This window comes from Xanthomonas sp. NCPPB 3582 (assembly GCF_041475735.2).
Lineage (GTDB): Bacteria > Pseudomonadota > Gammaproteobacteria > Xanthomonadales > Xanthomonadaceae > Xanthomonas > Xanthomonas codiaei.
Map to the genome: position 1 here is coordinate 34,153 of NZ_CM192968.1, position 11,855 is coordinate 46,007.

Here is an 11,855-nt window from a genome sequence, read left to right on the forward strand (position 1 = left end):
GCAGGGCGATGGGTGCCCCGACGAGACTAGAAGCTCGCGCGTTAGCGCGTCATTCACGCGTGCAACGTGGATTTGATCGCGCAAGAACACCTGCACGGCGCATGCTATGCCAACGGTCGCGTCCGCAAGAGGACAGGTAAGACGCACTGTCGCACGAGCGCAACCGGTCGCTGTCTTAAGCTACCAGGCCTGTTTTCCCGTCGTTCGCACCTCGTGCGCACGGCCCAATGCCCCCCGGAGTTTCCCATGAGCCAAGCCCACGCCTTTGCCGCCCAAGCCGCCGACCAGCCGCTCGCACCGTTCGTGTTCGAACGGCGCGCGCCTGGCCCCAACGATGTGCAGATCGACATCGCCTACTGCGGTGTCTGCCACTCTGACCTGCACACCGCGCGCAACGAATGGCACAACACGCTGTACCCGTCGGTTCCTGGCCACGAGATCGTTGGCCGTGTCACCGCCGTCGGTGACGCGGTGACTGGCTTCAAGGTCGGCGACCTGGCCGGCGTCGGCTGCATGGTCGACAGTTGCCGCAGCTGCGCGTCCTGCCAGGAGGGTGAAGAGCAGTACTGCGAAGCCGGTTTCACCGGCACCTACAACGGCCCGATGTTCGGCGGCGGCGAGAACACCTACGGCGGCTACTCCGACCATATCGTGGTCGACCAGAAATACGTGTTGCGCATTTCCCACGCCGACAACCTGGCCGCGGTGGCGCCGCTGCTGTGCGCCGGCATCACCACCTACTCGCCGCTGGCGCACTGGAAGGTGGGTCCGGGCCACAAGGTGGGCGTGGTCGGCCTGGGTGGCCTGGGCCACATGGCGGTGAAGATCGCCAAGGCGATGGGCGCCACCGTGGTGCTGTTCACCACCTCCGAGGGCAAGCGCGCCGATGCGCTGCGCCTGGGCGCCAGCGAAGTGGTGATCTCCAAGGACGAGGCGCAGATGGCTGCCCAATACAACACCCTGGATTTCATCCTCAACACCGTGGCCGCCCCGCACAACCTGGACCCGTTCCTCAATGCGCTCAAGCGCGACGGTGCGATGGTGCTGGTGGGCGTGCCGGAGCAGTCGCACCCGTCGCCGGCGGTGTTCAACCTGGTGATGAAGCGCCGCACCCTGGCCGGCTCGCTGATCGGTGGCATCCGCCAGACCCAGGAAATGCTGGACTTCTGCGCCAAGCACAACATCGTCTCGGACATCGAAACCATCCGCGCCGACGAAATCAACACCGCCTACGAGCGCATGCTCAAGGGCGACGTGAAGTACCGCTTCGTGATCGACATGGCCACGCTGGATAAGGCGGCCTGATTCGGGACTGCGCCACAGCCGAACGAGACCACTGCTTGCGTTTCCATAAACGCAGGCAGTGGCGTATTGCGATACGTAGCGGGCCGAAAGAATCTCTGCTGGTCAACGTCGACCTGATGCTTGCTTGATGACATCCTTACAAAGCAGTACCCATTGCCCAGAGAATTTTGCGTAGTTGGTTAAGACATCATAGAAGCCATCTGCATCCATCTCCGAGAAGGCATGCAGATGCACAACGAAAGACGGGTCATAGTGATGACCAACCTTGTTTCGGAAGTTTGAAAAAGCGTCGATGCCAGCCAGTGGACAGCGCTTTTTAAGTTCTTTCAGCCTAGCCTGAATTGCGGATACGTCGTTCCCGTTTTCGGATGCGATAGTTTGCAAGTTCATATGGCCAGTTTCATAGAACCATATCCTGGCTTCAAAGAGCATGGAGACGATATCACCCATCCAAAGTAAACGAACAAGTCCTTCTCTGGTTGAGTTTTCGAAAGTAACAACGTACCGAAGAATGTCGCAGTGAAGGATGGCAGCAGCGGCCCACGTATATCGCTGCACTTCTGGATAGTGAAGATTTTCGGAAGATGTCGCAGCCTTAAAAGCTCGTTCGGCGTTGATTGAGGCTGTCGTAAGTCCCTCAAGGTGGCGAGGTGATTGATTCAGTGGCATAACATCGCTCACGCCGCAGCCGGCTCCTTGACCTGCGCTTTCACACCCAGCATCTGCACGATGCTGCCAGCCGCATCGCGGCCTTCGGCCACTGCGGTGACCACCAGGTCGGCACCACGCACGCAGTCGCCGCCAGCGAACAGGCGGGAGTTGCTGGTCTGGTAGGGCAGGCGGCCGTGGCCGTCGGCCGGGGCGACGATGCGGCCGTTGCTGCCGGCTTCCACGCCTTGCGAGGCCAGCCAGTCGGGCAGGGTGGGCGAGAAGCCGAAGGCGATGATCACCACGTCCGCTTCCAGCAGCGATTCGCTGCCTTCCACCGGCACCGCATTGCGGCGGCCACTGGCATCGGGCTCGCCGAGTCTGGTTTCCACCACGGTGACGCCGATGGCCTCGTCGTCGGCGCCGGATTCGATCGACAGCGGCTGACGGTTGAACAGGAAGCGCACGCCTTCCTCGCGGGCGTTGGCCACCTCGCGTGCCGAGCCGGGCATGCTGGCCTCGTCGCGGCGGTAGGCGCAGGTGACCTTGGCCGCGCCCAGGCGAATCGCGCTGCGCACGCAGTCCATGCCGGTATCGCCACCGCCGAGCACCACCACGCGCTTGCCGGTGAGGTCGGGCAGGGCGAGCTGGTCTTCCCAGCCGGCGATCGGCCGGCCGTGCGGGTCGTTGCCGCCGACGATGCGGCTGTTCTGCACCAGGAACGGCAGCGCCGGCAGCACGTTCTTCAGGTCCTGCCCGGGCAGGCCGCCGTCGGTGTAGCGGTAGGCACCGGTGCCCAGGAACACCGCATCGTATTCGCCCAGCAACTGCTCGATGCCGATGTCGCGACCGATCTCCACGCCCAGGCGGAACTGCACGCCCATACCTTCGAGGATCTCGCGGCGCTTGCCAATCACCGACTTGTCCAGCTTGAAGCTGGGGATGCCGAACTGCAGCAGCCCGCCGATCTGCTCGTAGCGGTCGTAGACCACGGCCGCGATGCCGGCACGTGCCAGCCGGTCGGCGCAGGCCAGGCCGGCCGGGCCGGCGCCGATCACCGCCACGCGGTGGCCGCTGGGCTGCACGTTGCCCAGGTCCGGGCGCCAGCCCATCTTGAAGGCGGTATCGACGATGTATTTTTCCACCGCGCCGATGGTGACCGCGCCGAACTCCTCCAGCGTGCAGCTGCCTTCGCACAGGCGGTCCTGCGGACACACGCGCCCGCACACTTCCGGCAGCGGATTGGTGGAATGGCACAGCGCAGCGGCTTCCTCGATGCGGTTTTCCTGCACCAGCTGCAGCCACTGCGGGATGGCGTTGTGAACCGGGCATTTCCAGCTGCAGTACGGGTTGCCGCAGTCCAGGCAGCGGCCGGACTGGTACTGCGCATCGGCCTTGTCGAACTTACCGTACAGCTCGCCCCAGTCGCCGGAGGTACGCAGTTCCACCGGAATGCGCGTGGGCATGGTCCGCGGCAGGTCGAGGAATTGGAAGGCTTGTTTGCGGCTCATAAGAAAATCCGTGGCTGATTCCCTTCTCCCGCATGCGGGAGAAGCTGCCCCGAAGGGGCGGATTGAGGGGCGGCGGGGCCTGAGCCCTCACCCCCGACCCCTCTACCGCAGGCGGGAGAGGGGAGCACTGCGATGACTCTGACGATGTGCTGCCAGCATTGCGACTGCGCTGTCCTTCTCCCGCGTGCGGGAGAAGGTGCCCCGAAGGGGCGGATGAGGGGCGCGGGGCCTGAGCCCTCACCCCCGACCCCTCTCCCGCAGGCGGGAGAGGGGAGCACTGCGATGACTCTGACGATGTGCTGCCAGCATTGCGACTGCGCTGTCCTTCTCCCGCTTGTGGGAGAAGGTGCCCCGACGGGGCGGATGAGGGTGATGGCAGGCCACCGGCCCTCACCCCCGACCCCTCTCCCGCGGGCGGGAGAGGGGGCACAACTCAGGCGGCGCGTCGCAGCGACTCCGTCAGCGACTCGATGCTGGCGGCCTTGGGTTTGACCAGCCAGAACTTGCCGATGTAGTCGCGGAATTCGTCCAGGATCTGCTGTGCCCAGATGCTGCCTGTCAGTTCGCGGTGGCGGCTGATCAGGGTGTGCAGATGCTGGCGATGGTTCTCGAAGCCTTCGGCCGAGACGCGGTGGATGTCGATCAGCTCGTGGTTGTAGCGGTCCACGAAGTCGCGCTCGATATCCAGCACGTAGGCCAGCCCGCCGGTGAAGCCGGCGCCGAAGTTCAGGCCCACCTTGCCCAGCACCAGCACCACGCCGTCGGTCATGTACTCGCAGCAGTGATCGCCGGCGCCTTCCACCACCGCCAGTGCGCCGGAGTTGCGCACCGCAAAGCGCTCGCCCGCGCGGCCGGCCGCGAACAGCTCGCCGCCGGTGGCGCCGTACAGGCAGGTGTTGCCCACGATCGGCGTGTTGCGCGCCTCGAAGCGCGCTCCGCGCGGCGGGCGCACCACCAGCCGGCCGCCGGCCATGCCCTTTCCGACGTAGTCGTTGGCTTCGCCTTCCAGTTCCAGCTGCAGGCCGCCGGCATTGAACGCGCCGAAGCTCTGTCCGGCGGTGCCGCGGAAGCGCAGGTTCAACGGCGCATCGCTCATGCCGTGGTTGCCGTGCGCGCGCGCGATGGCACCGGACAGGCGCGCACCGATCGAGCGGTCGGTGTTGTGGATCAGGAAACGATGGTCGCCGCCGGTCTTGCGGGCGATCGCGTCGGCCAGCAGGCCGTCCATCTGGGTGGCCAGGCTGTCCGGCGATTCGTACAGGCGCTGGGCGGCGCAATGGCTGCCGTCGTACTGCGCATGGGTGAGCAGGCGCGAGAGGTCGACCTTGACGCCCGGGCGCGGCGAGACTTCCAGCTGCTCCAGCAGGTCGGTGCGGCCGACGATCTCGTCCAGCGAACGCACGCCCAGGTACGACAACCACTGCCGCACTTCCTCGGCCAGCAGGCGGAAGAAGTGCTCCACGCGCTCGGGCAGGCCGGTGAAGTAGCCGGCGCGCAGGCGCTCGTCCTGGGTGGCCACGCCGGTGGCGCAGTTGTTGAGGTGGCAGATGCGCAGGTACTTGCAGCCCAGCACGATCATCGGCGCGGTGCCGAAGCCGAAGCTGTCGGCGCCCAGCAATGCGGCCTTGACCACGTCCAGGCCGGTCTTCAGGCCGCCGTCGGTCTGCAGGATGGTGCGTTCACGCAGGTCGTTGGCCACCAGCGCCTGGTGCGATTCGGCCACGCCCAGTTCCCACGGCACGCCGGCATAGCGGATCGAGCTGACCGGGCTGGCACCGGTGCCGCCGTCATGGCCGGACACGGTGATCAGGTCGGCGCCGGCCTTGACCACGCCAGCGGCGATCGTGCCGACGCCGGCATGCGCCACCAGCTTCACCGATACCAGCGCGCTCGGGTTGACCTGCTTGAGGTCGTAGATCAGTTGGGCCAGGTCTTCGATCGAATAGATGTCGTGATGCGGCGGCGGCGAAATCAGGCCGATGCCGGGCTTGGCGTAGCGCAGCCGGGCGATCAGCTCGTTGACCTTGTGGCCGGGCAGCTGGCCGCCTTCGCCGGGCTTGGCGCCCTGGGCGACCTTGATCTGCAACACCTCGGCGTTGACCAGGTATTCCGGGGTCACGCCGAAGCGGCCGGAGGCCACCTGCTTGATCTTGGAGCGCTTCTCGGTGCCGTAGCGGGCCGGGTCTTCGCCGCCTTCGCCGGAGTTGCTGCGCCCGCCCAGGCGGTTCATTGCGATGGCCAGCGCTTCGTGCGCCTCGGGCGACAAGGCGCCCAGGCTGATCGCGGCGCTGTCGAAGCGGCGCAGCACATCCGATGCCGGCGCCACCTCGTCCAGCGGGGTCGGGGTGGCGGCACGCTTGAGCTGTACCAGATCGCGCAGCGTGGAGGCCGGGCGCGCATGCACCGCATCGACGTACTTCTGCCAGTCGCCGGCATCGCCGGTGCGGGTGGCGCGCTGCAGCGTCATGACCACGTCCGGGTTGTACATGTGGTACTCGCCGCCGTGCACGTACTTGAGCAGGCCACCCACTTCCGGCTTGAGCTGGTCGTTCCAGGCGCGCGCCGTCAATTCGCGCGCTTCGGTATCCAGCCGCGACAGGCCCACCCCGCCGATGCGCGCGGGCGTGTCGGCAAAGCACAGGTCCACCACATCCGGGTCCAGCCCGACGATCTCGAACAACTGCGCGCCGCGATAGCTGGCGATGGTGCAGATGCCCATCTTGGAGATGATCTTGGACAGGCCCTTGTAGATGCCCTTGCGGTAGCGGCGGCCGATCTGCGACTGCTCGCCGCCCTTGCTCAGCTGCAGGATGCCGCGCCGGCCCAGGTCGAACAGGGTCTGGTAGGCCAGGTACGGATACACCGCGGTGGCGCCGAAGCCGAGCAGGCAGGCCATGTGGTGCGCATCGCGCGCAGTGCCGGTTTCGATGATCAGGTTGACGTCGCAGCGCAGGCCCACCTTGCACAGATGGTGGTGCACCGCGCCGGTGGCCAGCAGCGCGTGCGCCATCGGCCGGTCCGGCACCGGGTAGCGGTCGGACAGCAGCAGCATCACCGCACCGTCGCGCGCGGCCGCTTCCACTTCCTGGCAGATGCGCTCCAGGCCGGCCTTCAGGCCTTCCTCCAGGCTGTAGGACAGGTCGATCAGGCGGTTGCGCTCGACGTACTGCTCCATCTTGAGCAGCTGGCGCAGCTTGCGCTGGCTGAGCACCGGCGAGTTGAGGATGACGTGGTTCACCGTCTCCGCACCGGCGTGGAAGATGTTGGTCTCCTTGCCGAGCTGGGTGGTGAGCGACATCGCGATGCCTTCGCGCAGCGGGTCGATCGGCGGGTTGGTGACCTGCGCGAAGGCTTGGCGGAAGTAGTCGTACAGCGGCCGGGTCTGGCGGCTGAGCACCGCCATCGGGGTGTCGTCGCCCATCGAGCCGGTGGCTTCCTGCTCGGTCTCGGCCAGCGGGCGCAGGATCTGCTCCACTTCCTCGGTGCTGAGCTGGAACAGCTTGTGGTAGCTGCGCAGGGTCTGCTCGCTGAAGGGTTCTTCCACCAGCGAGGGGTCGATCAGCTCGGTCTGCAGATAGGTCACGCCCTGCTGCAGCCATTGCTTGTATGGGGCACGCGCACGGTTGATGCGGTCGATGGCATCCGAATCGAGCAGGTCGCCGCGCTTGAGATCGATGGCCATCATCTCGCCCGGGCCCAGCTTGCCCTTGCGGGTGATGCGCTCGGCCGGCAGTTCCCACACGCCGGCTTCGGAGGCCACCAGGAAATGGCGGTCGGAGGTCAGCATCCAGCGCGCCGGGCGCAGGCCATTGCGGTCGAGCATGCAGGCCGCATAGCGGCTGTCGCAGGCCACGATGCCGGCCGGGCCGTCCCACGGCTCGGTGTTCAGGCCGTAGAACTCGTAGAACGCGGCCAGGTCGGCGTCCTTGAACTCCAGCGACTGGGTGGCCGGCGGCACCAGGATGCGCAACGCCTGCAGCAGGTCCATGCCACCGGCGATCAGCAGCTCCAGCATGTTGTCCAGGCTCTGCGAGTCCGAGCCGTGCATGGAGATCACCGGATCGAACTGCGCGATATCGAAGCGCGGGGTCTGCCAGACCTTGCTGCGCGCCTGCGCCCAGCGGCGGTTGCCTTCGATGGTGTTGATCTCGCCGTTATGGGCGAGCAGGCGGAACGGGTGCGCCAGCGGCCAGCGCGGCAGCGTATTGGTGGAAAAGCGCTGGTGAAACACAATCGCGCTGGACGACAGGTCGCTGCGCTGCAGGTCCGGGTAGAACGTGCTCAGCTTGTCCGGCAGCACCATGCCCTTGTAGCTGATGCCGTTGGGCGAAAGCGTGGTGACATAGAAGTCCTGCACGCCCTGCAGCTGCTGTTCGGCGCGGCGGCGCGCCAGGAACAGTGCCAGGGTAAACGCGTCTTCGCTCTGCTCGGCACCGGCATCGACGAATACCTGCTCGATGCGCGGCAACGTATCTCGCGCCAGCTGGCCGCACACGCTGTCGTCGGTGGGCACCACGCGCCAGCCGCGCAGCTGAACGCCGGCGCTGAGCAACTGGCTTTCCAGTTCGGCGCGGCACCGCGCCGCATCGTTCTCGTCCAGCGGCAGGAACACCACGCCGGCCGCATAGCGCGTGCCCAGGGCAATGCCGGCATCGCGCGCCAGCCCGCGCAGAAACGCGTCGGGTTTGCGGATCAGCAGGCCGCAGCCATCGCCGGTGAGCCCGTCGGCGGCCACGCCGCCACGGTGGGTCATGCGCGACAGCGCCGCAATCGCGGTATCCACCAGCGAACGGGAAGGCTGGTCGTCCAACTGGGCGACCATGCCGAACCCACAGGCGTCGCGTTCGTCGCGCACGCCGTTGTAGAGACCGTGGTCGTTAAGCCCTTGGCGAGTGCGGGGGGCCATGTCTGCCTCTTTGCGATCTTGGGAGAGCGGCGACGACGTTGCACCGCTCGATCCGTGGAGCGTTCGAAGAGGTCACCGGATGATCGACTAGACCACAGTTGATGCGGTGCCGCAATACACCGTTACAGCTGCAACGAGAACCGTGCAAATCCCTTGCGGCAGCTGGCCTGGCGCCGCTCCGGCGAGCGGCGCCACACGCCGCTCAGCCGCAGCGCACCGAGGTGACGACGTTCTTGGCATCCACTTCCAGATTCAGCCGCTCGCCGTTGAATTCCATGGTCACCATCTGGCCGGGTTTCAGGACGCGCACCGACTTGGCGCCGGCATCGCTGCGCGCCTGCTCGCTCGCCGCATCGGTCACCGGCTGGCCCACCAGCGACTGCACCTGGGTGGCATCGCAGCTGCCGATCGGCGGCGCTTCGGGGGCCGCGTCGGGGGCAGGCGCCGAGGCCTGTTCGGCCGCGTGCTGGGCCTTGGCGGCGACGGCTTCCTGCTCGTCGGGTTGCGGCTTGTTGCAGGCGCTCAATGCAGCCAGCACGACCAGGGTGCAAGTCAGGCGGGCAATAGGCAGGACGGCGCGCATCGATGACTCCAGCAAAGGGGGATGCCCAAGCATAAGCACAATTTGCAGAACCGGCATGGCTTGCGCACACGCCGTTGTCATTGCGTTGACGTGGCCTAGTCCGGCGCGCCCCAACAATCGGCCGACCACCTTCGATGTGCATGCAATGAAAGCCAAACGCGTCCTTCGCAATGCCGCCGTCGCGGCCACTACCGCCGGCAAGCTCGCCACCGTCGCTACCGGTGCGGCTGTAGCCACGGCGGCGGCTGCCACCGCTGCCGCAGTCGCACAGGCCAAGGCCACCGCGCGCGCGGCCGGGCTGACCTATGTCAACGACCAGCAACCCGGCATCAGCCGGCGCAGGGCCGGCAAGAGCTTCAGCTACCGCAGTGCGGACGGGCAGCGCATTGCCGATGCCGATACCTTGCAGCGCATCCGCGCGCTGGCCATTCCACCGGCCTACACCGAAGTGTGGATCTGCGCCAAGCCCAATGGCCACCTGCAGGCCACCGGCCGCGATGCACGGCGGCGCAAGCAATACCGCTATCACGCCGACTGGGCGCAGGTGCGCGGCGAAGGCAAGTTCGAGCGCGTGATCGCCTTCGGCACCGTATTGCCGAAACTGCGCCGCCGGCTGCGTCGCGATCTCGGTTTGCCGGGCTTCCCGCGCGAAAAGGTGCTGGCCATCGTGGTGGCACTGCTGGCCGATACGCTGGTGCGCGTGGGCAACGCCGAATATGCGCGCAGCAATCGCTCGTATGGACTCACCACGCTGTGCAACCGGCACATGGAATTTCTCAAGGGCGGGCGCGCACGGCTCAAGTTCCGCGGCAAGAGCGGGCAGGAGCACGACATCGAGGTGGACGATAAGCAGCTGGTCAAGCTGATTCGGCAATGCCAGCAATTGCCGGGGCAGTCGTTGTTCCAGTACCGCGACGACGATGGCCAGTTGCAGCCGGTGGATTCGGGGCAGGTCAACGACTACCTGCGCGAGGCGATGGGCGAAGACTTCACCGCCAAGGATTTCCGTACCTGGGGCGGCACGTTGGCCGCCTTGCAACGCCTGGCCCGGCTGCCATTGCCCGAGCGCAGCAGCGAACGTGCGCTCAAGCAGGTGCAGAACGATGTCATCCGCGAAGTGGCCGATGCCCTGGGCAATACGCCCTCGGTCTGCCGCAAGGCCTACATCGACCCCTGCGTGTTCGAAGGCTGGCGCGCCGGCGAGTTGCAGGCCATGGCGACCGGCGTGCGCGGCGAGCGGCAGTGGGAAGCAGCCACGCTGAAGTTCCTCACCGCCTCGCGCGCCAAGCTGAAGACACCAGCAAAGAGCACTTCGAAACGCAAATGAATGGGCTGGATCGGGAACCGAAAAGCCGCGATGCTTTTCGAATCCCGAATCCCGAATCCCGAATCCCGAATCCCGAATCCCGAATCCCGAATCCCGAATCCTCAGCCGCAATAGACCGCGGTGATGTTGTTGTTCGGCCCGGTCTCGATGGTGAGGTGGTCGCCGCCGCTGGCACTGGCGCCTTGCGCCGGATCGGCCAGACCGCTGGCGGTGGTGCCGCCGGTGGCGCGCTCGCCCGAGCGCACGCTTACCTGCAGGCTGTCGCTGTCCACGCGCGCGCGCTCCACGGTCTGCCTGGCTGCAGCCAGACCCACGATGCCGCGCACGCTGTCGATATGGCATTGGCCGGAGATCACCCCATCGATCGGCTGCACCTGTGCCACCTGGTTGGAGGCGCAGGCCGAAAGCAGCAGAACGGCGGCCAGCGGGGCAAGAGCACGGATCATGGGGGCAACTCCAGGCGGGGGACGTGGCTGCCAGCGTGAATGGGCCACCGTCGCGGTGACATGAAGGCGTCTTCGGCGAGGGCGGCGCAATCTGCATAAGCGGCGGGGGGAACGCGCGCTGATCCTGCGCTGCAGCCGCTGTGACCGTGCGCGCCGGCACCGCGCCGTCATCGGGATGGCGCAGGCGTCGGCGTGCGGTTGCGATCGGGTAACCGTCGCTGCTGGCGCCTGTTGCGAAGCAACTGCGGCACACGCCGGCACCGCTACGCATTCGCAGGGGCAAGTTCGTTCCTGGCCGTTTGCAGAGTCTGGCCGCTGCGCACACTCGGTGGCCTGCCTGGAGCGATGCCAGATGACCACACCCCAGCAGCACGACAGATTCCAACGTTTACCGGCAGTGCCCGCCGAGCGGCCGATCGGAGTCAGGCGCACTGCCCACGCGCGCAGCGGCGAGCCTGCGTCCGGGCCGGGGCTGATCGCCTGTCTGGCACTGGCCTTGGTGGGTTGCATGGTGCTCATGTTCGCGCCCTGGAAACAGCGCGAGATGTCGGCATTGGTCGGCTTGCATCCCCAGCCGCACGCACGCCGGTGCGATGTGGGCGCAAGCGCGGCCACCGCCACGACTGCAGCGGCCACGGCCGGGAAAAACGATGCGGCCGATGAAAGCAACCTGCCAAGCTGGCGCCAACTCATGCGCGCGCTGCAGGCGTGGCTGCACACCGACTGCCACTGATGCGACTGCCACTGATGCGATCGGCGGGCCGCGAAACACGCCGGCTGACGCATCCACCACGACGTCAGCAGACGCCCAGCTCGGGCACCTCACCGCAGTGGTGCGACGTGGGCGCGGAACACGGGGGTGTGCAGCGGCCATCTGCCATGATCGGTTTGCTTGGCCCATACCCTGTCGTGTGGTCTGCCTGGGGCATCGTCGTGGCATGTACGCCATGTACGCCATGTACGGCATACACGCGCTCGCACCGCACCGCTGAGGCGCATGCGCGAGCATGGCGCGCCGGTGCGCATCCATGCGTATGCATGGCGAACGTGGCAGATCGTGGTACCGAGCGTCTGCGTCGCAGTCCTCCGCAATCGCTCACCTTCCAACGCGGCAGCTGCATCCAGCGCA

At 66.6% G+C, this 11,855-nt stretch carries 8 protein-coding genes; 3 read left to right on the forward strand and 5 right to left on the reverse strand.

Annotation, left to right across the window (positions count from 1 at the left end; all coding sequences use genetic code 11):
- The first annotated feature begins 246 nt into the window (after positions 1 to 246).
- Complete coding sequence (locus ACCQ05_RS00155; RefSeq protein ID WP_372392526.1) at positions 247 to 1,305, forward strand: NAD(P)-dependent alcohol dehydrogenase; 1,059 nt, start codon at positions 247 to 249, stop codon at positions 1,303 to 1,305.
- Positions 1,306 to 1,407: 102 nt separating this feature from the next.
- Here ACCQ05_RS00155 and ACCQ05_RS00160 read toward each other — a convergent pair whose 3' ends face one another.
- The 4 genes from ACCQ05_RS00160 to ACCQ05_RS00175 form a co-directional block, all read right to left on the reverse strand.
- Complete coding sequence (locus ACCQ05_RS00160; protein WP_372392527.1) at positions 1,408 to 1,986, reverse strand: hypothetical protein; 579 nt, start codon at positions 1,984 to 1,986, stop codon at positions 1,408 to 1,410.
- Positions 1,983 to 3,464 carry a glutamate synthase small subunit GltD family protein gene (locus ACCQ05_RS00165; RefSeq protein WP_372392529.1) on the reverse strand — a complete coding sequence of 494 codons (1,482 nt, stop codon included), beginning with the start codon at positions 3,462 to 3,464 and terminating at the stop codon, positions 1,983 to 1,985. The genes ACCQ05_RS00160 and ACCQ05_RS00165 overlap by 4 nt, the downstream gene beginning before the upstream one ends.
- A 433-nt stretch (positions 3,465 to 3,897) precedes the next feature.
- Positions 3,898 to 8,370 carry a glutamate synthase large subunit gene (gltB, locus tag ACCQ05_RS00170; RefSeq protein ID WP_372392531.1) on the reverse strand — a complete coding sequence of 1,491 codons (4,473 nt, stop codon included), beginning with the start codon at positions 8,368 to 8,370 and terminating at the stop codon, positions 3,898 to 3,900.
- Positions 8,371 to 8,572: 202 nt separating this feature from the next.
- Entirely contained in the window at positions 8,573 to 8,953 is a 381-nt protein-coding gene (locus ACCQ05_RS00175) for an I78 family peptidase inhibitor (protein WP_104543027.1), read from the reverse strand.
- Positions 8,954 to 9,008: 55 nt separating this feature from the next.
- Here ACCQ05_RS00175 and ACCQ05_RS00180 point away from each other — a divergent pair, with 55 nt between their 5' ends.
- Entirely contained in the window at positions 9,009 to 10,280 is a 1,272-nt protein-coding gene (locus tag ACCQ05_RS00180) for a DNA topoisomerase IB (RefSeq protein ID WP_372392532.1), read from the forward strand.
- A 101-nt stretch (positions 10,281 to 10,381) separates the two neighbouring features.
- Here ACCQ05_RS00180 and ACCQ05_RS00185 read toward each other — a convergent pair whose 3' ends face one another.
- Positions 10,382 to 10,726 (reverse strand): hypothetical protein, encoded by a 345-nt coding sequence (locus ACCQ05_RS00185; RefSeq protein ID WP_104543031.1) that lies wholly within the window; start codon positions 10,724 to 10,726, stop codon positions 10,382 to 10,384.
- Positions 10,727 to 11,123: 397 nt separating this feature from the next.
- Here ACCQ05_RS00185 and ACCQ05_RS00190 point away from each other — a divergent pair, with 397 nt between their 5' ends.
- Complete coding sequence (locus ACCQ05_RS00190; protein ID WP_228961955.1) at positions 11,124 to 11,459, forward strand: hypothetical protein; 336 nt, start codon at positions 11,124 to 11,126, stop codon at positions 11,457 to 11,459.
- Positions 11,460 to 11,855: the final 396 nt, after the last annotated feature.

What these genes read in the sequence shown, in the direction of transcription:
- ACCQ05_RS00155 (WP_372392526.1), top strand. Translation starts at nt 247, where the DNA reads ATGAGCCAAGCCCACGCCTTTGCCGCCCAAGCCGCCGACCAGCCGCTC.
- ACCQ05_RS00165 (WP_372392529.1), bottom strand. Translation starts at nt 3,464, where the DNA reads ATGAGCCGCAAACAAGCCTTCCAATTCCTCGACCTGCCGCGGACCATG.
- gltB (WP_372392531.1), bottom strand. Translation starts at nt 8,370, where the DNA reads ATGGCCCCCCGCACTCGCCAAGGGCTTAACGACCACGGTCTCTACAAC.
- ACCQ05_RS00175 (WP_104543027.1), bottom strand. Translation starts at nt 8,953, where the DNA reads ATGCGCGCCGTCCTGCCTATTGCCCGCCTGACTTGCACCCTGGTCGTG.
- ACCQ05_RS00180 (WP_372392532.1), top strand. Translation starts at nt 9,009, where the DNA reads ATGGCTTGCGCACACGCCGTTGTCATTGCGTTGACGTGGCCTAGTCCG.
- ACCQ05_RS00185 (WP_104543031.1), bottom strand. Translation starts at nt 10,726, where the DNA reads ATGATCCGTGCTCTTGCCCCGCTGGCCGCCGTTCTGCTGCTTTCGGCC.